The following is a 22,571-nucleotide window of genomic DNA, read 5'->3' as shown; positions in this document are numbered from 1 at the left end:
ATCTAAGTTTCCAATAAGATCTTTTTTCTTTTGTCTGCCTGTTAATTAAAATTCGCGCGTAATTTTTACAAACATTTTTGAATTCACACTCTGAAGGTAAGTTCACATGTCAACTAAGCTAGCCAACCCAGCACCTCTTGGTCTGATGGGTTTCGGTATGACCACCATTCTGCTTAATATCCACAACGCAGGTTTTTTCCCAATCGACTCGATGATTTTGGCGATGGGTATTTTCTACGGCGGTCTGAGTCAAGTGATCGTTGGCATTATGTGCTTTAAGCGTGGTGACACCTTCGGTACAACGGCATTCACCTCTTACGGTCTATTCTGGCTAACTCTGGTTGGCTTGATCGTGATGCCATATATGGGGCTGCCAGCTAGCCCAGCTCATTTTATGGGGTGGTACTTAGCGCTGTGGGGGATCTTCACTGGCTTTATGTTTATTGGTTCACTGTGCTACCCAACTGCAAAACAAGTAGTGTTTGGTTCACTGACCATTCTGTTTGCTCTACTTGCTGCGCGTGATTTCACTGGTAGCGAGCTGATTGGTACCATTGCAGGTATTGAAGGCATTTTCTGTGGCGCAAGCGCTATCTACTTCGCAATGGCACAAGTGCTGAACAATGAATACGGTCGCGTTGTACTGCCAATCGGCGAAAAGCGCGTACAGCCAGTTAAAGCTCAAGAGCTGGCTGCGTAATTAACATTTGGGAACGTGGAAGGGCTAGCCTGTGGCTAGCCCTTTTTTTATTGCATAAGCAAACGATCCACAGTGGTGTATGTGGTGCAAATTCGCTTTCTAAGGAAGCAAAAGGGTTAACTTAGTGGCAATAAGGCATCGAGATGAAAGGCAATTTGCTTTAAATCGAGTAATATCACGCAGTTCTATGATCACTAAAACGGATTGACCATGCTGCGAGATTATGACCTAAACCTGCTGACGGTGTTTGATGCGGTAATGACATTAGGTTCGGTGAGTAAAGCGGCAGATAAGCTGAACATGACATCGGCTGCTGTGAGTCAAAACTTAGCACGATTGCGAGAGCAGGTTGGTGAGCCCCTCTTTGTACGGCAGGGGCGTGGGTTGCAACCCACTCAGCATGCCCTCAATATGCATAAATATGTTTCTGAAGGGCTCAGCGCAATTCGTTTTGGGTTGGAAACCGATACTACTTTTGATCCTGAAACCAGCACTCGAGAGTTTGTGATCGGTGGGCATGCCTATTTTGATTTGGTGGTATTACCTCGGTTATTGCACCAAATTAGCGATGTTGCGCCGAATGTTTCTGTTCAATTAACGCCTTATGAAGAGAATCATTTCACGCCCAGTCAAGTCTTGAGCGAACGAAAAGCGGACCTTTTCTTATCATCGATCCCTATTAGTCATCCCTCGGTGATCACTGCGCAACTCACCGAAGAAAGCTTGGTCGTGGTATATGCTAAAAATCATCCTCGCCTTAACGGTAAACTGACGGTTCAGCAATTTTTTGCGGAAAAGCACACTGCATTAACCAGTCGCCGTTTTGGTCACTACATGTTTTCTAGTTTATTGGAGCAAGCGCTTCCTGCGCGTAAAGTACATTATCAAAGCGAGTCAATGTTGAACTTAATGGCTACGGCATCAGTGACCGACTTGCTCTGTTTTACACCTAAACGACTTGCCGATATGTGGGCCGAAAAGCTGGGCTTACAAATTCAGCCTCTTCCTTTTGATATTCGCCCTGTCCCTACTTTTATGTGTTGGCATAGCGCTAAACAGCAAGATAAAGGATTGATTTGGTTGCGCCAACAAATAGAGCAAATCCTCTGTTAATTGTTAAGCATTGCTTAATATTGGTTTATTGTTACACGAATCGTTTTGCTGATTTTTCTCTTTTATTCTTGATGGCATTACTAAAGGCATGAAGAGAGATATCAAATGAAAACCGTCTTTAAACCTACACTACTCGCTGTATTAGTTGCCACTTCAGCACCTGTTTTAGCCCATTCTTTGACTGCAGATACCAAAGCACCGAGTGCGACAACGCAAGCTTTTGCTGCAGAGCAACGTAGCACTTTACCATTTGACGATAAAGAAGATTTTAAACTGGTTGAGAAAGGTCTGATCGCACAGCAAAAAGATCTCAAAATTAAAGATGCTAATGGCAAGGTGGTTTGGGAATTAGGTAATTACAGCTTTCTATTGGATGGAAAAGACTACGACAGTATTCACCCAAGCTTACAACGTCAGGCACAGCTGAACATGCACCACGGTTTGTATAAAGTGACGGATCGTATTTATCAGGTTCGTGGTTACGATTTGGCTAACATCACCTTTGTGAAGGGCGATACAGGCTGGATAGTGTTTGATCCTCTCACTGTACCGGCAACGGCCAAGGCGGCATTGGATTTTGTGAATAAAGAGTTAGGTGAGCGCCCAGTAAAAGCGATAGTTTACAGCCATGCGCATGCTGACCACTTTGGTGGCGTAAAAGGCATTGTTAGCCAAGAGCAGGTGGACAGTGGCGAAGTGCAAGTGATTGCTCCGAAAGGGTTCTTAAATCATGCGGTGGCGGAAAACGTGTTGGCAGGAAATGCCATGTCGCGTCGCACCACCTATCAATACGGCAACGTACTGCCTAAAGGTGCCACAGGGCAAGTTGATGCGGCGATTGGTAAAAATGTTGCGCAAGGTGAAGTAAGCCTGATTGCGCCGACCAAAGTCATCACCAAACAAACTGAAACCCTTGTGATCGATGGAATAACGATGGAATTCCAAAACACACCGGGAACGGAATCGCCAGCGGAGATGAATACTTACTTCCCTCAATTCAAAGCGTTGTGGATGGCGGAAAACACGGTAGGTGGTCTACACAATGTGTATACCTTACGTGGAGCTGAAGTGCGTGATGCACAAGCATGGAGCAAATACATCAACCAATCTATTCATATGTACGCCAAAGACGCCGATGTGATGTTCGCTTCTCATACTTGGCCACGTTGGGGAAATGACAATATTAACCATTTCCTGCGTAAACAGCGCGATATGTACGGTTACATTAATGATCAGGCACTGCGCTTAGCTAACCACGGTGTCACGATTAACGAAATTCAAGATGAATTTCATGTGCCAGATGTTTTAGCACACGAGTGGTATAACCGCGGATACCACGGTAGTTACCATCGCAATGCCAAAGCGGTGATCAACAAATATTTGGGTTACTTCGATATGAACCCTGCCACTTTACGTCCATTGGCACCAACGGATGCTGCACCGAAATACGTAGCTGCAATGGGTGGCATGGATAACGTGCTGAAGATGGGCCAAGACGCATTCAGTAGAGGGGAATACCGCTGGTGTGCGGAAATTGTCGACAAAGCCGTATTTGCTGATCCGAGTAATAAACAAGCGCGTTACTTGCAAGCAGACTGTTTAGAGCAACTGGGTTACCAAAGTGAATCGGCGGGTGAGCGTAACACCTATTTGATGGGGGCTTACGAACTACGTAATGGCTTGCCGACCGTGTCTGCCACTAAAACGGCAAGTGCAGATGTGGTTGTGGCGATGGATACTGAACTATTCCTCGATTACTTAGGGGTACGCCTCAACGGAGATAAAGCGGTCGGTGTGGATTACACCATCAACTTTGTACTGCCAGATGTGAATGAGAAATTCTTGGTTGAGTTGGAAAACGCACACTTGAATAACCTGAAAGGGATTCAGTCTGATAAGCCTGATATGACACTGACCATCAATCGTTCGGAACTGAACCGAGTGCTGATGGGGAAAACCACTATTCTCCAATTAGCCAAAGAGGGGAAAGCGAAAGTCGATGGTAACGGTAAAGTATTAACGGATATCGCTGGTATGTTGGATAACTTCGAGTTCTGGTTCAACATCATCGAACCGAAAACAAAGTAATACACCATCGAGCATTCATGAAAAAAAACAAAGGGTTAGCTTATGCTAACCCTTTGACTTAGTTATGTTGTGTTCACTGCTTTTTCTTATATTGAGCTAGTTTGCTCTACCTCATGGGTCTCTTTTACTTCCGACTTTGGCGCTTTGCCCGTTTTTCGGAGGTATTTTCCTTCCCAATAAGTGGCCCCTTTAATGCCAAGCTTAACTGGGTTGAAGATAAACTCGGTTACACCTTGTTTTTGTTGGTCTTCGTAATCTTTTAGCGCAGCCATGGTTGGCTTAGACATGAAGAAGATAATAATGATACCAACTATGTTGAGCCAAGCCATTAAGCCTACCCCAACGTCACCCAATGCCCACGCCAAGTTAGCGGTTTTAACCGTACCGTAGAACACGGCGGCCATGAGTACGATTTTGAGCACAAACATCAGGCCATCGACTTTGAAGGTGCGGCGGATGTATGCAACGTTAGTCTCGGCGATGTAGTAGTAAGCCAAAATTGTGGTGAAGGCGAAGAAGAACAACGCAAACGCCACGAAAGGTTTACCAATGCCGGGCAGGGCACTATCTACTGCAATTTGAGTAAAGGCTGGGCTGCTAGCAATAATGTCTGCAGGTAGATTTTGCACAAGGAAGATGCCTTCACCCGCACCATGTACGTTGTAAGCACCGGTGATCAAAATCATGAATGCCGTTGCAGAACAAACCATCAAGGTATCAATGTAGATAGAAAATGCCTGTACTAAGCCTTGTTGGGCTGGGTGTTCCACACTTGCCGCGGCCGCTGCATGTGGGCCAGTACCTTGGCCAGCTTCGTTAGAGTAAACACCACGTTTTACCCCCCAACCAATGGCAGCACCAACCCCCGCCATTGGTGAGAAGGCATCTCCCACGATCATAGCGACGATACGTGGCACTTCACCAATGTTGAGCAAAATGATCACGAATGCGGTGATGATGTACGCCAGTGCCATAAAAGGCACGATGATCTGGGTGAAACTCGCAATACGTTTCACACCACCAAAAATAATGAAGCCGAGAAGGATTGAAACGACAGTACCGGTGAAAATTTTGGCGAAACTAAAGGTGCCGATCGCGGTTTCAATCATCGGGCCAGAGCCAAACGCTGACTCAACCGCATTACCAATACTGTTGGACTGTACGCCCGGTAGCAGTACACCACAGGCGAAGATGGTAGCAATCGCAAAGATCCAAGCATACCATTTTTGCCCCATGGCTTTTTCGATGTAGTAAGCTGGGCCACCACGGAATTCCCCGTTATCTTCTTCCTTGTAGATTTGCGCCAGAGTGGATTCAGCATAGGCTGTGGCTGCACCGAAAAAGGCTACCGTCCACATCCAAAATACCGCGCCAGGACCACCAAAACCGATCGCCGCGGCCACACCTGCAATATTACCCGTACCCACCCGACCAGAGAGTGAGACTGCGAGAGCTTGGAAAGAGGAGATACCTTTGGAAGACTCCTTGTTGTTGAGGAGCAGACGCCACATTTCAAAAAAGTGGCGAACCTGAACAAAACGAGTCAGAACAGAATAAAACAAGCCAGCGCCAAGGCAGAGGTAAATCAGTGCCGGACTCCAGATGATTCCATTCAGAAAATCAACAAATGACTGCATAAGTAGTCTCCCTGTTAATGAGTTGTTGTGTTTGTTGTGTTTTCGACATATTAAGCTTTTTGTAATCTAAATGTTAATTCTTTTATCTAGCAAAGTAAGGATGCGTGACGATGAACACAAAACCTGTTTATTTGCTGTACAGTTGGAGCGGAATAAGTCGATGTGGCTGATTTTTGGTCAATCTGGTGGGCGATATGTGCTAGATAGAAATTTTATGCTTTAGTTAAGTTGCTTTACAAAAGGTAAGAATTCTCTGCTATTTTACGGTTTTCTTGAAGTTTTACGCTGAAGGCTTATCAAAAAGGCAGTGAGTAAACATGACTGCACCACACTCAACCACACAGAGTTAGGTGGTTGAGTCATGGCAAGGGCAAGCTTAAGAAGCTTTAGGGTAACGGAAAAGATCGAGCCCTAATGAACTGAACCTATTTTCTTCGTGGCTGATCACATCGGCCAGAATGCTGGCGGAACCACAAGCCATTGTCCAACCTAGTGTGCCGTGTCCCGTATTGGTATACAGATTCGCATAAGGTGTGGCACCAATGATCGGCGTTCCATCGGGCGCCATAGGGCGAAATCCCGTCCAGAATTGCCCTTGGGCAAAATCTCCGCCGCGTGGGAACAGATCACGTGCCACCATCTCAATAGTGGCTTTGCGCGGTTCAGGAATCGCAGGATCAAAACCCGCCAGCTCAGCCGTTCCCGCCACGCGGATCCGGTCTGAAAAACGGGTTAGCGCAACCTTATAGGTTTCATCCATCACCGTGGATTGTGGTGCGAACGCTTCATCAATAATCGGTAAGGTTAACGAGTACCCTTTTACTGGATAGACAGGTATATCAATCCCCAACGGTTTGAGAAGCGCAGTGGAGTAGCTGCCTAGTGCCACCACATAAGCATCAGCCTTGAGTAAACCCAAATCGGTTTGGACACCGATGATCTTTTTGCCCTCATAAACCAATTGCTGGATGTGGCAGTTAAATTGAAAACGCACTCCATGTTGCTGCGCTAGTTCCGTCAATTGCTGACAAAACAGGTAACAATCGCCTGTTTCGTCATCCGGTAGCCATAGGCCACCCACCAATTTTTCTTGCACTGGGGCTAGCCCTGGTTCATGAGTCAGGCACTGCGCGACATCCAACAGTTCAAAACGCACACCACTTTGCGCTAGGAGCTGCATGTCTTTTTCAATCGCAGCTAACTGCTTTTCATCACGAAATACCTGCAAAGTGCCGCGTTGGCGGCCTTGGTAATCGAGCTGATACGTTTGATTGAGTGCTTTTAAACACTCGCGGCTATGGTTGGCAATCGCCAACATCCGTGATTTGTTGACTTGGTAGCGCGAAAGTTGGCAGTTAAGCAGCATCTTGCCCATCCAGCTCAGTAACGCAGGATCGAGCGAGGGTTGAATTTTTAGTGGCGCGTGTTCTTCTAACATCCATTTGAGTGCTTTTTGCGGAATGCCAGGCGCTGCCCAAGGGGAAGAGTAGCCATAGGAAATTTGTCCTGCGTTAGCAAAACTGGTCTCTTCTGCACTGCGTGGTTGGCGATCAATCACCGTGACGTTATGGCCAGCTTGTGCGAGATACCAAGCACTGGTTAACCCCACGACACCACTGCCTAAGACTAGAACTTCCATCATTGACTCCTCTCTCAATAGTCGGCTCAGTGTCTGAGGTTTACTTTTCATTAACAATCGATAAAAATTATCACCACCATTTAGTAAAACTAAAAGCAAAGCCATGTTGAAAAGCCACCAAGTTGCGAGTTTGTATACCTTCATGCAGGTCGCGAAATACCCGAGTTTTAGCCTAGCCGCAACGGCATTGCATCTCACAACAGGCGCAATTAGCCAACAAATGTTGCAACTGGAAGGTCAGCTTGGTTTTAGCTTATTTGAACGGCATTCACGGGGAGTACGCTTAACTGAGGCGGGGCTGCTATTGCTCACGACTGTGCAACGTAGCTATCAAGATATTGAGCAAACCCTGCGTCGTTTAACGCCGGCATCAGAGCGCAAAGAGATCCGGCTTAAGCTCACACCATCCTTTGCCTTTAAATGGTTGGTTCCACGATTAGAGGACTTTTATCGCCGTCATCCGGAAATTCAAATTCAGAGTTTTGCGGAAGGCGCGTTGGTGGATAGTGAGCGACATGATTACGATCTAGCGATTGATTACGGCATGCTGCCATACCCTCGGCGCGATGCGCAGCTACTGATGGAAGAGTTTTTGTTGCCTGTGATGAGCGCGGCTTATCTCGCGGCGCATCCTTGGCTGCAACAGGATTGGGCTAACTCCGAAGCTTGGCAGCAAGTGGTACTGCTGCATGATGCAGTGCCGTGGGCGAATGCAGCACGTGATCAAGAATGGCAGTTTTGGGCCAAACACATGGGGATGGTCTTACCGGAGCGGCGTGACCATTATTTCAACCGTACCGACATGGCGATGTCAGCTGCGGAAGCTGGCGTTGGCATTGCGATGGCGCGCATGGCGCTGCTTGCCAATGAATTAGATAGTGGGCGCTTAGTGACGCCTTTTGCCCCAATTCCTGCAAAAGCCGGGTACTTTTTGATTACCCATCAAGCCAGTGAAGCCACACAAGTGTTCACCGATTGGCTATATCAACAAATCCACCTTGATCACTAGCACTCTGTTGGAAGGTTCCTAAACTTATTGGTGAGTATCATCTGGTTAGGAGCCTTCAAAATGGAAAACCAGTCCCTAAAGTGTTGCTATTGCAGCCCATCAGGATGGCGTTGTGATCAAACTGCGAATGAGAGCGGACTCTGTTATTGGCACGATCCTGCCGTTGATAAAAGCCATGATGAGGTAAAAGACAAGCTTGAGGCTTGGGTTCGTTCAGGCCGACCTCTGGATGGCTTTCGACTGGTGCGTACTAACTTACAAGATATTAATTTGGTCAATCGTGGCAGTCTAGTCGGTTATTCGTGTCGGGATGCCGATTTTTATCGCGCGAATCTGACCGATGCCCACTGTTTTCGATTGGATCTTCGAGGCAGCTCTTTGATGAAGGCGAATCTACATGGGGCGAATTTAAATTGCGCTAAATTGGAAGGAGCCAACCTGCTTGGTGTGGAGTTATCGCGTGCTCGGTTGGAAAATATTGAATGGGGAATCGCTTTTAGGCAGGAATTCGAGGCAAAAGAAGCACGCAAAAATCGCGATGTCGCGAGTGAGATCTCCCTCTATCAAGAGCTCGAAGAGGTGTGTCGTAACATACGCAAGCGGTGTGAAATGCAGGGGCTATTTCATATTGCTGGGCAGTTTTTTAAAAAAGAGATGCGTTTTCGCCGTTACCAGATGAAACGTTTTAGCTTGCCCAGAGTGATCTCTAAAATTGTTGAGTTATTTTGTGGTTATGGGGAAGATCCACTGCGCGTTGTGCTGTTTTCACAGTGTGTCATTCTGTTCTGCGCCACACTTTATTATTTGCTTGATACCACCATCCACAATCCACTCTTTGCAAGCGCGCAAGGCTGGCAATTTAAAATGTTCGAGTTTTTAAATGCCGTCTATTTTAGCGTGGTGACCTTTACCACCTTAGGCTATGGCGATATTGCGCCACATGGTTTTGCTCGTGTGGTGGCTGCCATTGAGGCGTTTATGGGCAGTTTTACAATGGCGCTATTCGTGGTGGTTTTTGTTAAAAAAATGACCCGATAAGCGATTCAACGCTGTCATTCTAAGCAGTCGATAGAGATGGACAAACTTATTGGCTGATATTTCCCCTTGAGAGGCGCTATGCTTGGCTGCAATGATAAAAATGGTTGTAATTCGGTGAGTTACCGTTAACCCATGTGATCAAGTTGCTAAATATCGCATCAATCAAGGAGTTGTTATGTACCATGCCCATGTTTATTTTGACCTTGAACAAACGGTGGATGCTGAACGTTTTCGCCAACACATCGCTCATGAGAGAAGCGATGTATTGGCGATCTTTGGACTGGTACCACGTTTGGTGGGACCCCATCTAAAGCCGATGTTTGAGCTGCACTTTCGTGATAATCAACACGGCTTAGTCGAGTGGCTTGATGCAAACCGTGGTGCGCTCAGTGTACTCATTCATCCTGTTTCCGGTGATGATGAGTATGACCATCAAGACGATCAAATCCGTTGGTTGGGCGAAACTTTAGGGATTAACCGAACCGTTTTTCGTTACCTTCGGTGAGCTCCAATTTGTTACTGCCTATACGTGGTGTTTCCCAAGTGCCAACGGCTAGGTGAGTCAAAAAATCATCCATAGGCATCGGTTTCGCGTAGAAATAACCTTGCATGTAGTCCACTCCACGTGAAGCAAAGTAGGCTGCTTGTTCTGCGGTTTCGATGCCTTCGGCTACCGTTTGCATTTCTAAACGATGGGCGAGATCCAACAAGGTATCCACAATATGGCTAGACACCGCATTGGAACCAATCATACGCACAAAACTTTGGTCGATTTTTAACACATCAAATTGAAATTGTTGCAAATAATTTAAGCTGGCGTGTCCGGTACCAAAATCATCAATCGCTAAACGAACGCCAATTTGATTGAGCTCAGAAAAAAGTTTGCGAGCCTCTTCGGTATCCTCAATCAGCTCTCGCTCGGTCAGTTCAAGTGAAAGCAGTGAAGGATGCTCAAAAGCACTTAGAAACTGCTGGCAATCTTGTACCAAGTTAGAACCCACACAATGCTTAGCCGAAATATTAAAGCTGATTCGAAAATCATCGGCGATTTTTGACTGATACGGTGCAAGTTGGTCGCGCACTTTGGCCATCAATTGCGTGGTCATTGGCACAATGAGTCCTGATTCTTCAGCCAATGGAATGAACAGATCGGGGCGAACTAATCCCGCTGTTGGGTGTTGCCAACGCATCAATACTTCAGCTCGTACCATTCGGCCGTAATTATCCATGATCGGTTGGATAAAAGGTTCAAACTCTTGTGCCTGTATGGCGCGGCGGATTTCTGGAGCAAGAGCGTTAGCTTTTCCCTGACGCCAGAAAGTATAAGAGCTAACTCCCACAGACATGATCAGCAACAACCACAAACTGGTGTGCTTTGCATCCAGAAAATAATCCCAATAGTCCTGAGGTGAAAGACTCGTTGCTAATGAGTAATCATATTTGGGAGAGGCCAGCTCAATGGTGGCTTCGGCATTACCTTGGGTGACTATCCCTTTATCACTTAACCAGCGAGTACCAATATGAAGCTGCGTACTGCCGTAGCTTTTTATAAGCGACAAGACATTGCGCAGATAATAGACGCTCACACTCGAAAATACGGATCCTTCTGAATAGTTACGATAAAACACCAAGGCTGAATTCACGGGTGAAAGACGGTTGCCTTGAAGCAACAGCAACTCATCATTAGGATTTAGTTGTTCTTTGATTGGACGAATCCCTTTTCCGCCTAAAGAGTCACAATAAATCTGGTGATTTTCACCTAAATGAATACTACGGACGTCAGGTGTAATTGCCACCAAGTCGGCTAAATAGGGTTGAGCGGTCTGGCAGCTCATACGCAGGTATGGCGCGGCTCGCTCGGTCGCGATTTCAGCATGTTGGACTAAAGAGTCAAGTAATGCGTTACCCGCTTGTAAATTCTCTCGGATGTCATTCTCTAGATCATGTTGGGTTTGCCAGGTAATAAAGGGCAATCCAGCAGCGAGAGGAAGAAGAAACGCCAAAAAGGCGTGGCTGGTGCGCTTAACGATGTTTTTTTGGAAAAAATCCTGCATGTTAGGACTCGCTTATTTGTTGTGTTTGCGCTGTTCCTTGGCAGTGAATTTCGGTTTGATTGTTGCTTATATCTATTTTTTATTCAATCCATAGTGTTTTATTTTGACAATTAGTTGACGCTAATATATCAATAAAATGACGAGGCTTTTGTGAAGAAGAGCTGGAGTGAGCAATTTTTTATATTAAAAAACAGATACTTATATATAAAATTTGTTGCAAGGTTGGTTTGGACGCGTTTTTTGCTTTTTACATATTGAAGACGAATGAAATGTCACGTTTCCAATTCATAGCAGCACATTTGCAAACACATTAGTGACGCTAATCTTAGGTTAATATTCTTCCATGTACTTGTGCTGACGTGGTTTCTATTCTGTCGAGTCTGAGCCGTGGCGATATAAGAAGGAATAAAGCATGTCAGGAATCAAAAACTTAGATCTACTATTGCAATCTATGTCGCCAGAGCTGATGGCGGGAGATTACGTGTTCTGCACAGTTAATGGGGCATTGAATGACTATTTATCTTTAGAGCCACTCGCCACTTTTCGTGAGCCAGAAGGGCTGACGTTAGTGTTGGAGGCTGAAAAGGCGCAGCAAGCAGGGCTGGAGAGCAGCGCGTTGTTTCGTTTGATCACCTTAACCGTGCATTCCAGTTTGGAAGCGGTTGGGTTAACCGCCGCGTTTGCCAGCAAGCTTGCTGAACATGGCATCAGCGCCAATGTGATTGCAGGTTATTACCACGACCATATTTTCGTGCAAAAAGAGAAAGCGCAGCTGGCATTACAAGCGTTAGGAGAGTTTGCTCAAGCCTAGCGCTTGGCAATCGAACGCTGTGATTGTGTTGGTTTGATGGCTTCCCCTACGCGCCCCTTTAGCTCGTAGGGGCTTTGCACTATAATTCGCCGGCATTTATCTCGGACAGCACAATGATTTCGAAAACCCAACTCAAATTGATTCGCGCTTTAGGGCAGAAGAAACAGCGCAAAGCGCACGGCTTATTTCTGGTTCAGGGCGAGAAAAACGTCCTAGAGCTGACCAACAGCACGCTGAAAGTACAACACATTTTTGCGACCGCCGAGTTTCTCGCCGAGCACGCACAAGCCTTAGCGGGTTTCGAATGTATTGAAGCGACCTTGGATGATTTAACCAAAGTCAGCACCTTGGTGAGCAACAACGCCGCGATTGCGGTGGTGGCGATCCCACATATTGAGGTTCCGAAAGCACAAGGGTTGATGATTGCGTTGGATGGCGTTTCCGACCCCGGTAACTTGGGCACCATTATTCGTGTCGCGGATTGGTATGGCATTTCGCACATCATTGCTAGCCAAGATTGTGCCGACCCGTATAACCCGAAAACCATCAGCGCCACGATGGGCAGCTTTGGCCGCGTGCAAGTCAGCCAAGTGGATTTACCTGACTATTTAGCCAAGGCGAATTTGCCGGTGTACGGTGCCTTTTTGGAAGGGGTGAGCGTGCATCAAACCGCCTTTAAAGCCGAAGGTATTTTGCTGATGGGCAGTGAATCTCACGGCATTCGTGAGCAAGCGGCGCAGTACGTGACAGACAAAATCACAATTCCGGCCTTTGGTGGCGCAGAGTCACTCAATGTCGCGATGGCAACGGGGATCATTCTCGACAATATGCGCCGTCAGCACAGCTAATCATTTATGCCTAAAACAAAAAAAGCGTTGGATTGTCCGACGCTTTTTTCATCTCAAGGCTTCTTATCCCAAGGCTTTTTGTCCTAAGGCACTGCACGCTCAAACTCGCGGCTGGGTTTTATTTCTCCAGCATATTCAGTTTGTTCGGCACACCATCCCACTTTGCGGCATCTTCCATGGCCGGTTTCACTTCGGTCAAATTTGGCCAATGCTCCGCCAACTCGGCATTGAGCTCGATAAAAATCCGTTGGTCACCCACCAATTCGTCTTCCTGAAAAATGGCTTGCGCGGTACATTCCGGCACACACAGCCCACAGTCGATGCACTCAATCGGGTTGATCACCATAAAATTCGGCCCTTCATGGAACGCATCCGCGGGGCATACCGCCACACAGTCGGTGTATTTACATTGGATACAGTTATCGGTGACGACAAAAGCCATGACAATTCGCTCTATCTAGTTAGCCGTTTTGTACACCTACAGTGTACGCAAAAATCAAGAACGGCGATGATACTGCGCCGCCGCTAAAATTCAACCCAAGCCGTTTCGATGGTGGCTATTTCCAGCCTGATCTGAGCTTTTATTATGACAAAGCTTTTAATATGACAGAGAACGCGAATTCTCGTAAAATGCGCGCCATTGTGAGCCGCCACGCCAGTGGTGAGGCTAAGACACCCATGACCCACGAGACATCCCATGATACGTTTAACTGAACTTAAGCTGCCCCTCAACCATGAGGAAGGTGCGCTGCTTGATGCCATTGCTGCCAAGCTGAAAATTCCTGCTCAGCAAGTCCTCTCTTTCACTCTGTTTAGACGTGGCTACGATGCTCGTAAAAAAAATGATATCCAACTGATTTACACCGTTGATGTGGAAGTGGCGACCCCAGAAAAACTGCTCGCCAAATTTAGCAAAGATCAGCATGTGCGCCCAACGCCGGATATGTCCTACAAATTTGTGGCGAAAGCACCTGAGAGCCTACCTGAGCGCCCTGTGGTGATTGGTTTTGGCCCTTGTGGCTTGTTTGCGGGTTTAGTGCTAGCACAAATGGGCTTTAACCCGATCATTGTTGAGCGCGGTAAAGAGGTACGTGAGCGTACCAAAGATACCTTCGGCTTTTGGCGTAAGCGTACTCTGAATACCGAATCTAACGTGCAGTTTGGTGAAGGTGGTGCAGGTACGTTTTCCGATGGTAAGTTGTACAGCCAAGTCAAAGACCCTAACTTCTACGGCCGTAAAGTGATCACCGAGTTTGTTGAAGCGGGCGCGCCAGAAGAAATTTTGTATGTGAGTAAGCCGCACATCGGTACCTTTAAACTGGTGACCATGATTGAAAAAATGCGCGCGAAAATCATCGAACTGGGTGGCGAAATTCGTTTTAGCACGCGTGTCGATGACATCCATAGTCAAGATGGCCAAATCACCGGCGTGACGTTATCCAACGGTGAAGAGATCAAATCTCGCTATGTTGTGCTCGCGGTTGGGCACAGTGCGCGTGATACGTTTGAGATGCTGCATGCGCGTGGTGTGTACATGGAAGCCAAGCCTTTCTCGGTCGGTTTCCGGATTGAACACAAGCAATCCATGATTGATGAAGCGCGCTTTGGCCCAAGTGCGGGCCACCCGATTCTGGGTGCAGCAGACTACAAACTGGTTCACCATTGTAAAAATGGCCGCACCGTGTACAGCTTCTGTATGTGTCCGGGCGGCACGGTAGTGGCAGCAACCTCTGAAGAAGGTCGAGTCGTCACCAACGGTATGAGCCAATATTCACGTGCCGAACGTAACGCCAACAGCGCGATTGTAGTGGGTATTTCGCCAGAGCAAGATTACCCAGGCGATCCGCTGGCGGGCATTCGTCTGCAACGTGAACTGGAAGCCAACGCCTATAAACTGGGTGGTGAAACTTACGATGCACCAGCGCAGAAAATCGGTGATTTTCTGAAAGGCCGCAATCCAAGTGAACTGGGCGATGTACAGCCTTCTTTCACTCCGGGCATCAAGCTCACAGACCTTTCTAAAGCGCTGCCTGCCTTTGCGGTAGAAGCGATTCGTGAAGCGATTCCGGCGTTTGATCGCCAAATCAAAGGCTTTGCCTCGGAAGATGGTTTGCTGACTGGCGTAGAAACGCGTACCTCTTCACCGGTGTGCATCAAGCGCGGCAAAGATTTCCAAAGCATCAACCTGAAAGGCTTCTACCCAGCCGGTGAAGGTGCCGGTTATGCAGGCGGTATTTTGTCGGCAGGGATTGACGGGATCAAAGTCGCGGAAGCGGTCGCGCGTGATATGGTGGCGCAGTTCGTAGGCGAATAAGACTTGCGATAAAACAAAAGGGCTCAGTTGAGCCCTTTTTTGATCTTGATGGATTAAAGCGAAGCGATTACTTGCTACGCAGAAAATCTTCCATCTTATGACCTGTGATGCTGGAAAGGCTTCTAAACAGATAGAACAGCGCGCCCATCATCAAAATCGTCACCGGCAGTGAAATCACCGGAAAGCTCAGCGCTGTCATTTTACCAATCTCTTCATTGAACGCTTCCGTACCCGCAGGGCTTTTCACAATCCACTTCGCCAAGCCATAGTTGAGCACGGCTGAAACAAAAAACGAGAACGCAATCAGATAAGAGCTGACATTCACCCGACGCTCAAATTCCGCCTTCTTCTCTGGCGTGCTTAACGCGCTGTGCAGCTTGTCGTGATCGACAATATCTTCATTGAGCAGCATTTTGCGCACTAGCGGATAACCAATCAGATTACTGACCACCAGAATCACAAAAATCAGCCCCGGAATCGCCGCTTCTTTAATCGCAATGTAAGCAGGGTCGAGTTGCAGCAAGCCAATGCCACCGGTGAGCAACACGCTAATCATGCCGAGCGCCGAGTAAAAATTGACTTTGCGCTCTTGAATAAAACTGTAAATACCAAATAGCAGTGGGAAGGCTAAAGCCGCCACCAATGCCCACGTTGGGCCTAGGTTATCTTCACCACTCATTTTGCTCAAAATCACCACTGGAATAACAATGTTGATCAGCACATTACTAAATAAGCTTTGGTTGGATTTCATACGAACAACTTCCTATTAACTGAGCGCTCAGTATACGAATGAAGCGGTTTGACTCAAGCCCATTGATGGTTGCTCGTTGGGTTAATTGTAAGAAGGTGTGGGGGAATGTCGTTAGGATTGGTGTAGAGGGAAAAATCATCTTGCTCCATAATCAGCAGCTGATAAGATATGCACCCTATGTACAGACGTACAGCGGTTTATAAAAGCCAGTCAAGAGAGAAGAATGGACATTGCTAAGCAAAAACGTTGCGTGATTGGTATTCGAGGGCAAATTTCAGACCCTGATTACCCTGTCGATATTTGGTTTGATTCACTGAAATCGGTGGCGAATGTGCTATCGAAAGAAAACCAATATCTATTAAAAGTGATAGCTGAACAGCAGCCACAATCAGTCACCGAGCTTGCCAATTTGACTGGCAGAGCCGTCAGTAATGTATCAAGAACATTAAAGACATTAGGTAAATACAATTTAGTAGAGGTACAGAGTGCAAAAAATATGCTTTGTCCCAAAACTCTACATCAAGAATTTTTAGTAGTATTAAATAATGAAAAATAAATCAATACACATCAAACCAAGAACAATATCTTTATTTTCTGGCTGTGGCGGCCTAGATCTTGGGTTTCATAAGGCTGGTTTTAATATTGTATTTTCCAACGATATTGAAAAAAATGTTGAGTCTACCTATAGGTATAATCTAGGTGATATTCTAATAAAGGATATCACGAAAATTGATATAGATAGTGAAATTCCTAATGATATTGATGTGATACTTGCTGGTATTCCTTGTCAGCCGTTTTCTAGTGCAGGAAATAGGAAAAGTATGGATGACCATCGAGGTGGTCTTTTTGAAAGTGTAATGGATATTGTTGACAAGAAAAAACCAAAAGTGGTTCTTTTTGAAAATGTTCGAGGATTTATTTCATCAAAAGATGACAAGGGCGTGTTAATGCCTGAGCGAATTAAAAATGAATTGCTTACACATGGCTATCACACTTATTGGAAGTTGCTCAAGGCATCAGACTTTGAAGTTCCTCAAAATCGTCATAGGGTGATAATTGTTGGTGTTAGACATGACGTTAATAATAATTACACTTTCCCAGAACCAATAATATCATCAGATCTAACAGTTAAATCTGTTATTGAAAATAGCATTTTAGATGATGAAGAGTTTGAAGTTTGGCCTCTGTCACCACAAGCACAGCTTCTATCATCATATATTCCAGCGGGTGGGTCATGGAAGAATATTCCGGATGATGTGCTCCCAGAACGTTTGCAGCGCATACGCCAAGAAATGAAAAGGTATCGATCGCCTAATTTTTATAGAAAATTCAATCTTGATGAAATTATGGGTACGATTACAGCAGCTGCTACACCAGAAAATTCAGGTATTTTACATCCTTTGGAAAATAGAAGATACTCTGTCAGAGAGATCGCTAGGTTCCAATCATTTCCTGATGATTTTAAATTCATAGGGACTAGCATTCCGAGTAAATATAAAATGATAGGTAATGCTGTACCACCAAAACTTGCCTATCATATTGCGAAGAGCATTTTGGAGCAAATTTTCTAATTATAAAGAGAGCTTTTTATGGGGCTATATTTATCTAAAGAATTACTAGAGTTAGCAATAAGTGATTTTAAATTGTTGGCAAATGGTGAGGAAGTTAAACAGGGTGTTACGCAGGATGTTAGTGCAATTCGTCATTGCTTAGCTTTAGATAGAGTTTTGCATAGTGAATCTTTAAAGTCGGTTAAACTGCAGCATAAAACAGACCCTTATCTAGAAAGCTTTACTAATTATGTTGGTGATATTGTTAAGTTGGATCAAGAGGGGAACTATACTACAAATTTTATTAACGATATAAAACAGAAGTCAGATTTTGGTGTTGGTAGTAATTTGTTAAGCTCAGGTGTTGCAACACACTCTTTAGAAAATGCACAAACTTATCCCAAAAAAGCCAATAAGGGCTTGATTAGAATAGAAAAATATGTTTTTTCATTATTGGATGATTATGTAAACAAACTAGAGTCAGTATATGGCATCTCTCGAATTGGCTTTTCATTATTAATTTGGTTGAACAGGTTTAATACCTTTGGAAAGGAGTGTGAAGATCCAGAGTTACTTTTTAATGCCCTTGAAAACTTTGTAAGTGAAAAATACTCATCTAAATTGGCTGAGTTAATTTGCTTCTCAGATGTAGAAGATTTTAAAAAGAAATATTGTGGAGTGAGTGGTTTACTCTCTGAAAATGAAACAGCATTGAAAGAGCTATTTGATGTTAAAAGCCGGAATAAAGAAAATGCCATTAAAGATTTTAGTTTAAACACATCAATCCCCAAACCCTTTCTCCTCCTCGCCGGTATCTCTGGCACTGGCAAAACTCGTTTTGTGCGCAAGCAAGCTGAAGCTCGTGGTCAATTGAGTAGTACTTACTGTTTAACTTCGGTGCGTCCAGACTGGCATGAACCAAGTGATTTGCTCGGTTATGTTTCACGCTTAGGTGGGCATGCGGAGTACATCACCACGGATGTACTGACCTTTATGGCGCAAGCGTGGCGTGCGATTGTAGATAATGAAAATTTGAACATTGAGTGTGTGGATTCAGATGGACAAGGCAAGCGCTTGGTCGTAAGTGGTGAAGCTGAAGCACTTGAGGATGTTCCGCCTTACTGGCTGTGTTTAGATGAGATGAACCTCGCGCCAGTTGAGCAGTATTTTGCAGATTATTTGTCAGTATTAGAAACCCGAGAGTGGTGTTGGGATGGTGGCGATTCTTTTCACTACAGCTGTGATGCGCTATTAAAACCCTCTTTTATCCAACTTAACGGTGCTGAACAAGCCTATAACACAAAATTGCGTGAGAGCTTAAAACTCGCTGATAGTAAATATGACGATTTATGGCACTGTTTTTGTGAGTATGGTTTGCCAATCCCATTTAATTTAATCGTTGCTGGCACTGTGAATATGGATGAAACAACGCATGGCTTTTCACGTAAGGTGATTGACCGTGCGATGAGTTTTGATTTCGGTGAGTTTTTCCCTAACGAGATTGATGAGTTTTTCGAGGGTGATAAAAAGAAAAGTGTGAACACCTTGAGCTATCCCATCTTGAGCCATGTAAGAAATATTGAAGAGTTCAGTGCTGTTGAAGCGGATAGTGATGCGAACAAAACTAAAGCGTTCTTCAAAGCGATAAATAATGTGCTTAAAAACACGCCGTTTGAACTGGCTTTTCGTGCGTTTAATGAACTCTGTCTTAGCGTAATTTGCTTTGCGCCAAAAACGGATACAGAGCTAGCCGCAGTGTTCGATGATTACTTAATGTGTAAGGTTCTACCGCGTATTGAAGGCGATGAAGATAAAGTACGCACTTCGCAAGGCCACAATTTACTTGAACAACTGACAGAGGTTTTGCAGGAGCAACTTACGGCTATTTTGCCGAATCATGAGTCGATCTCACGCCCTGATCTGCTGCGCCATTTTGAGGGTGAAACAGAGGAAAAAGTCGTGGTTGAGTGGCGTAGTGAGAAGAAATTAAAAGCCATGACCGCACAGCTAAACAATGGTTTTTGCTCATTTTGGCCTTAATGGATAGAGAAGTGTGGAAGTAAAGTATGGCCAACACTCAAGGTGAAACCATTTGCTATCAGCATGATGATTTCGAGATTTTTATTACTGCTGACAATTTAGCTTCGCCAAGAGCGAAACTTGACCGAACTTATGCGCAGCGAGAGTTGTTAACGCCTCAGAGCAAGGTGCTGCTGGGCGAAAATCCATTTACTCTAGAAAAGGGTGAACCGCTAGAAAAACCTTTCTTTTTTGAAAACAAACCTTATTGGTTTGAGATTGAGTTTAAAGATGGGGTTGATCGGGGTTCCCCCAAGATTTGTCATAAATACCGACTTCTTGAAGAGAGTTTTTCGCTTAGCCATAGACGAAATGCCCTGCAAGCCATGCTCAATTTTGGTAATGATGTGGGCGATTGCCAACTCGTTATCGAGTACCTTCGTCAGGGAGTACGATGCTGCGTTGAGTTAAAGTTTACGGTCTTTGCTACCAAAATGGTTGTGGACACCGATCTCAGCATGATGAGTCGCCAAGTGGATGCGGTATACCCATTTTGGCGCTATGCGATTGTGGGAAAAACCAGCCAACAACACGCGAAATCAAACGAGTCTCGCGATCGATTTGAGCTTTTTTGGTTAGCGCAATTTGAGCGTCTGTTTGATGAGTTTAATCTTGGAATTAAGCGAATTCTCAATGCTCCACATAACCGTTTGCAATCTTCGACTCGCGCTCTGAAGTTAGATCGAGTTAATAAGCCACTCTCCGCCAAACAACAAGAACGTGCCCAAGAGCTTATTAAAGCAAAGCGGATAAACAGCCGTTTACCGGTGACCATTAAGCAGTTAAGTGTCAACACGCCAGAAAATAGGTTCATCAAGCACGTCCTAGCTCAGTCCAAACAAGGCTTATCCAAGTTCAAATATCATTTAGATCAAGATGAGCAAAATAGCTTGTCGAGTTCATTTCAAAAGCAAATTTCTGACTGGTATCACTCGGTCAGTCAAGCACTCAAATACCCACTCTGGCGCGAAGTTGGAGAGCTAGCCGGCGGTGTGAGTGAATCGAAAGTGATCCAGCAAGGTCATGGCTACGCCAAAGTGTATAAGGTGTGGCAGCAGTTGAAACACTATTTGCATCAGGTCGAAGGCGGTGATGCGCAATTGGCGGTGAAATCGGTCGCCGATGTCTATGAGGTATGGTGTTTCACAGAAGTGATCTCGATTGTTAAATCATTAGGATTTGAAGAAGTACAACGCAATATCGGTGAATTAGGGCGCTGCTGGTCTTCTCGAAAAGCGGCTAACAATGAAATGGCTTCAGCCTTTCTGTTTAAACGCAAAAGTGATGGCATGGAATTAGATATTGCCCATGAGCCTGCTTTCACCCCAAAAGGGGAGGAAAACCGCACTTGGCTTGGTAAACACAAACCTGATATTGTGATCCGAGCTAAGCTTGCCAATGGCGAAGCTTTCTTGCTGCTATTCGATGCGAAATACCGAATTGATACTCAGCTGTTTAAAGGTGGCGATGCTGTACCTGAAGATGCGATTAACCAAATGCACCGCTACAGGGATGCCATTATTCACCTAGAAAACATGGATTATGAAGCACCGCTAAAAAGCCGACCAGTGAAAGGTGCCTTTGCTCTCTACCCAGGTTATTTCCCTGAGCAAAACAGTGCTGAAAACCCTTATGCTGAAGCGATTAAGGAAATCGGTATTGGGGCTTTTGCACTACTGCCTAATGACGAAAAAACGCCACATAATGTCTGGTTGAAACAGTATTTGATTGAGGCGTTGGGATGCGGAGATCTCACTCAGTATTTGGGGGGTTACCCTGCGGATTATTTTTACATTGAAGATTCTGCTCGCATTGCCCCATATGGTGTGAAGACGGTAAGGCATCATGGCTTAACCATGATTACGCCGATCAATGAGTTGGGGCGAGAAACCACTTATTTAGAAAATGCGAGACAAGGTTTACTTAAGGGCTATCACACACAACTATTCGCAACCAATAGACAAAATATTCACCGTAATATCATTCGTGAAGTTCGCTATGTAGTGGCTCTTGTTCGCGATTCGTTGAGTGATACACAACAAGTGGGGCGCTATTTGTACCGAGTGCGTAGTGTCAAGCTGCTGCCAAGGAGCAGCATAGAAAATGATTTCACTGGCAAAGCCAGTAACGAAACGGCTTACTACTGGTTGTTTGAGTTTTATAGCGATGCCATCAAGCTCCATACCGAAATTCATAAACCTTATGAAGAGCATTTTAACTTCAAGTTGATGAAAGCTGAGGATTTAGAACGGATTCAGGATTGGCAGGATATTTCGGGTGAGTTGCAGGTTTATGCTGAACTCAATAAAACATGGTGATGGAAGAGGAACTGAAATAGTTTCTCTTTCCGCAAAACAAAAAAGACACCCGAGGGTGTCTTTTTTAATGATTTGGTGGGCTGGGGTAAGTTGATCTTGTTTTTTAAATTATTGTTTATATAAGAATTTCATTGATTTGATTTTTATTGGTGTACCTTTTAGTGTACCCATAAATTGTTGCTAGTTACCCAATGGCACTTCTGTCTCATTTATCTTTTTAGTTTTTATCCATGCTTATGGGTCCTGATAAAGCAGTAGCGTAAATGACTTAAAGCCAATTTACACCTAACCAAAAACTATTCAGACATATGTCATCTTCTTGCAACTAACCAACCTGAGAGGTGTGAATATGCCAGAAAACAACATTCGTTTGATCCGCTTTCGAGAAGTGCTAACTATGACTGGTTTGTCTCGCTCTAGTTTGTACCGATTTATTGAAGAAAACCAATTCCCGCCCCAAGTTCAACTGGGTGGTCGTGCTGTAGCTTGGGTAGAAGGCGAGGTGCAGGAGTGGATTGCTCAACGGATCACAAATCGTCGTGTGAATTAATAACATTTATTTTAATGATCCTTAAGCCTGCTTTCATTAATGAAAGCAGGCTTAACAATGGATAATCATAAT

Annotated in this window: 19 protein-coding genes; 14 read left to right on the top strand and 5 right to left on the bottom strand. The window is 45.1% G+C overall.

The window, feature by feature from the left end; genetic code table 11:
• Window positions 1–106 precede the first annotated feature (106 nt).
• The 3 genes from VOA_RS10465 (at window position 107) to VOA_RS10475 (ending at window position 3,901) form a co-directional block, all read left to right on the top strand.
• Window positions 107–700 (top strand): acetate uptake transporter, encoded by a 594-nt coding sequence (locus tag VOA_RS10465; protein WP_000104918.1) that lies wholly within the window; start codon window positions 107–109, stop codon window positions 698–700.
• A 210-nt stretch (window positions 701–910) separates the two neighbouring features.
• Window positions 911–1,813, top strand: coding sequence for a LysR family transcriptional regulator (locus VOA_RS10470; RefSeq protein ID WP_000943022.1), 903 nt, complete (start codon window positions 911–913; stop codon window positions 1,811–1,813).
• A gap of 105 nt (window positions 1,814–1,918) precedes the next feature.
• A complete protein-coding gene (locus tag VOA_RS10475; RefSeq protein WP_000859407.1) occupies window positions 1,919–3,901 on the top strand; it encodes an alkyl/aryl-sulfatase in 1,983 nt (660 codons plus the stop codon).
• Between the two features lie 86 nt (window positions 3,902–3,987).
• Here VOA_RS10475 and VOA_RS10480 read toward each other — a convergent pair whose 3' ends face one another.
• A complete protein-coding gene (locus tag VOA_RS10480) occupies window positions 3,988–5,538 on the bottom strand; it encodes an alanine/glycine:cation symporter family protein (protein WP_001190522.1) in 1,551 nt (516 codons plus the stop codon).
• A gap of 376 nt (window positions 5,539–5,914) precedes the next feature.
• Entirely contained in the window at window positions 5,915–7,177 is a 1,263-nt protein-coding gene (locus VOA_RS10485; protein ID WP_000453475.1) for a D-amino acid dehydrogenase, read from the bottom strand.
• 103 nt (window positions 7,178–7,280) lie between these two features.
• On the opposite strand from VOA_RS10485, the gene VOA_RS10490 reads away from it, so the two are divergent.
• From VOA_RS10490 to VOA_RS10500, 3 genes are all read left to right on the top strand, one after another.
• The gene (locus VOA_RS10490; protein ID WP_000920222.1) at window positions 7,281–8,186 is read left to right on the top strand and encodes a LysR substrate-binding domain-containing protein; all 906 of its coding nucleotides are present in this window, start codon (window positions 7,281–7,283) and stop codon (window positions 8,184–8,186) included.
• Between the two features lie 60 nt (window positions 8,187–8,246).
• Window positions 8,247–9,224, top strand: a complete 978-nt coding sequence (locus VOA_RS10495) for an ion channel (protein ID WP_000431429.1) — start codon at window positions 8,247–8,249, stop codon at window positions 9,222–9,224.
• A 175-nt stretch (window positions 9,225–9,399) separates the two neighbouring features.
• On the top strand, window positions 9,400–9,729 hold the full coding sequence (locus VOA_RS10500) for a DOPA 4,5-dioxygenase family protein (protein ID WP_000274567.1): 330 nt from the start codon (window positions 9,400–9,402) through the stop codon (window positions 9,727–9,729).
• Here the strand turns inward: VOA_RS10500 and VOA_RS10505 are convergent.
• Window positions 9,698–11,278 carry an EAL domain-containing protein gene (locus VOA_RS10505; RefSeq protein ID WP_001150566.1) on the bottom strand — a complete coding sequence of 527 codons (1,581 nt, stop codon included), beginning with the start codon at window positions 11,276–11,278 and terminating at the stop codon, window positions 9,698–9,700. The two genes, VOA_RS10500 and VOA_RS10505, sit on opposite strands and share 32 nt — an antisense overlap.
• A 412-nt stretch (window positions 11,279–11,690) precedes the next feature.
• Between VOA_RS10505 and VOA_RS10510 the strand changes: the two genes are divergently transcribed.
• Window positions 11,691–12,089 (top strand): ACT domain-containing protein, encoded by a 399-nt coding sequence (locus VOA_RS10510; protein ID WP_000014285.1) that lies wholly within the window; start codon window positions 11,691–11,693, stop codon window positions 12,087–12,089.
• Window positions 12,090–12,202: 113 nt separating this feature from the next.
• Window positions 12,203–12,937: a TrmH family RNA methyltransferase gene (locus VOA_RS10515; RefSeq protein ID WP_000624130.1), complete on the top strand. Its 735-nt coding sequence runs from the start codon at window positions 12,203–12,205 to the stop codon at window positions 12,935–12,937.
• Between the two features lie 118 nt (window positions 12,938–13,055).
• Here VOA_RS10515 and fdxA read toward each other — a convergent pair whose 3' ends face one another.
• Window positions 13,056–13,379 (bottom strand): ferredoxin FdxA, encoded by a 324-nt coding sequence (gene fdxA / locus VOA_RS0117695; protein WP_000896328.1) that lies wholly within the window; start codon window positions 13,377–13,379, stop codon window positions 13,056–13,058.
• Between the two features lie 255 nt (window positions 13,380–13,634).
• Between fdxA and VOA_RS10525 the strand changes: the two genes are divergently transcribed.
• On the top strand, window positions 13,635–15,251 hold the full coding sequence (locus VOA_RS10525) for an NAD(P)/FAD-dependent oxidoreductase (RefSeq protein WP_000620439.1): 1,617 nt from the start codon (window positions 13,635–13,637) through the stop codon (window positions 15,249–15,251).
• Between the two features lie 67 nt (window positions 15,252–15,318).
• Here VOA_RS10525 and VOA_RS10530 read toward each other — a convergent pair whose 3' ends face one another.
• Window positions 15,319–16,002 (bottom strand): VC0807 family protein, encoded by a 684-nt coding sequence (locus tag VOA_RS10530; RefSeq protein WP_000841473.1) that lies wholly within the window; start codon window positions 16,000–16,002, stop codon window positions 15,319–15,321.
• Between the two features lie 223 nt (window positions 16,003–16,225).
• Between VOA_RS10530 and VOA_RS10535 the strand changes: the two genes are divergently transcribed.
• The 5 genes from VOA_RS10535 to VOA_RS10555 all read left to right on the top strand — a co-directional run bounded on the left by VOA_RS10535 (window position 16,226) and on the right by VOA_RS10555 (window position 22,499).
• Window positions 16,226–16,558 carry an HVO_A0114 family putative DNA-binding protein gene (locus VOA_RS10535; protein WP_000350215.1) on the top strand — a complete coding sequence of 111 codons (333 nt, stop codon included), beginning with the start codon at window positions 16,226–16,228 and terminating at the stop codon, window positions 16,556–16,558.
• On the top strand, window positions 16,548–17,573 hold the full coding sequence (locus VOA_RS10540; protein WP_000792263.1) for a DNA cytosine methyltransferase: 1,026 nt from the start codon (window positions 16,548–16,550) through the stop codon (window positions 17,571–17,573). The genes VOA_RS10535 and VOA_RS10540 overlap by 11 nt, the downstream gene beginning before the upstream one ends.
• Before the next feature lie 18 nt (window positions 17,574–17,591).
• Entirely contained in the window at window positions 17,592–19,592 is a 2,001-nt protein-coding gene (locus VOA_RS20110; RefSeq protein WP_000525027.1) for an McrB family protein, read from the top strand.
• 26 nt (window positions 19,593–19,618) lie between these two features.
• Window positions 19,619–21,949 carry a DUF2357 domain-containing protein gene (locus VOA_RS10550; RefSeq protein ID WP_000024182.1) on the top strand — a complete coding sequence of 777 codons (2,331 nt, stop codon included), beginning with the start codon at window positions 19,619–19,621 and terminating at the stop codon, window positions 21,947–21,949.
• A 349-nt stretch (window positions 21,950–22,298) separates the two neighbouring features.
• Complete coding sequence (locus VOA_RS10555; RefSeq protein WP_001114737.1) at window positions 22,299–22,499, top strand: helix-turn-helix transcriptional regulator; 201 nt, start codon at window positions 22,299–22,301, stop codon at window positions 22,497–22,499.
• Window positions 22,500–22,571 lie beyond the last annotated feature (72 nt).

Source organism: Vibrio sp. RC586 (assembly GCF_000176715.1).
In the GTDB taxonomy this organism is placed as follows: domain Bacteria; phylum Pseudomonadota; class Gammaproteobacteria; order Enterobacterales; family Vibrionaceae; genus Vibrio.
This window is presented reverse-complemented; position numbering and strand designations above follow the sequence as displayed.

Excerpts from the sequence above, each read along its gene's own strand:
- VOA_RS10465 (WP_000104918.1), top strand. The coding sequence starts at position 107 with ATGTCAACTAAGCTAGCCAACCCAGCACCTCTTGGTCTGATGGGTTTC.
- VOA_RS10470 (WP_000943022.1), top strand. The coding sequence starts at position 911 with ATGCTGCGAGATTATGACCTAAACCTGCTGACGGTGTTTGATGCGGTA.
- VOA_RS10475 (WP_000859407.1), top strand. The coding sequence starts at position 1,919 with ATGAAAACCGTCTTTAAACCTACACTACTCGCTGTATTAGTTGCCACT.
- VOA_RS10480 (WP_001190522.1), bottom strand. The coding sequence starts at position 5,538 with ATGCAGTCATTTGTTGATTTTCTGAATGGAATCATCTGGAGTCCGGCA.
- VOA_RS10485 (WP_000453475.1), bottom strand. The coding sequence starts at position 7,177 with ATGGAAGTTCTAGTCTTAGGCAGTGGTGTCGTGGGGTTAACCAGTGCT.
- VOA_RS10490 (WP_000920222.1), top strand. The coding sequence starts at position 7,281 with ATGTTGAAAAGCCACCAAGTTGCGAGTTTGTATACCTTCATGCAGGTC.
- VOA_RS10495 (WP_000431429.1), top strand. The coding sequence starts at position 8,247 with ATGGAAAACCAGTCCCTAAAGTGTTGCTATTGCAGCCCATCAGGATGG.
- VOA_RS10500 (WP_000274567.1), top strand. The coding sequence starts at position 9,400 with ATGTACCATGCCCATGTTTATTTTGACCTTGAACAAACGGTGGATGCT.
- VOA_RS10505 (WP_001150566.1), bottom strand. The coding sequence starts at position 11,278 with ATGCAGGATTTTTTCCAAAAAAACATCGTTAAGCGCACCAGCCACGCC.
- VOA_RS10510 (WP_000014285.1), top strand. The coding sequence starts at position 11,691 with ATGTCAGGAATCAAAAACTTAGATCTACTATTGCAATCTATGTCGCCA.
- VOA_RS10515 (WP_000624130.1), top strand. The coding sequence starts at position 12,203 with ATGATTTCGAAAACCCAACTCAAATTGATTCGCGCTTTAGGGCAGAAG.
- fdxA (WP_000896328.1), bottom strand. The coding sequence starts at position 13,379 with ATGGCTTTTGTCGTCACCGATAACTGTATCCAATGTAAATACACCGAC.
- VOA_RS10525 (WP_000620439.1), top strand. The coding sequence starts at position 13,635 with ATGATACGTTTAACTGAACTTAAGCTGCCCCTCAACCATGAGGAAGGT.
- VOA_RS10530 (WP_000841473.1), bottom strand. The coding sequence starts at position 16,002 with ATGAAATCCAACCAAAGCTTATTTAGTAATGTGCTGATCAACATTGTT.
- VOA_RS10535 (WP_000350215.1), top strand. The coding sequence starts at position 16,226 with ATGGACATTGCTAAGCAAAAACGTTGCGTGATTGGTATTCGAGGGCAA.
- VOA_RS10540 (WP_000792263.1), top strand. The coding sequence starts at position 16,548 with ATGAAAAATAAATCAATACACATCAAACCAAGAACAATATCTTTATTT.
- VOA_RS20110 (WP_000525027.1), top strand. The coding sequence starts at position 17,592 with ATGGGGCTATATTTATCTAAAGAATTACTAGAGTTAGCAATAAGTGAT.
- VOA_RS10550 (WP_000024182.1), top strand. The coding sequence starts at position 19,619 with ATGGCCAACACTCAAGGTGAAACCATTTGCTATCAGCATGATGATTTC.
- VOA_RS10555 (WP_001114737.1), top strand. The coding sequence starts at position 22,299 with ATGCCAGAAAACAACATTCGTTTGATCCGCTTTCGAGAAGTGCTAACT.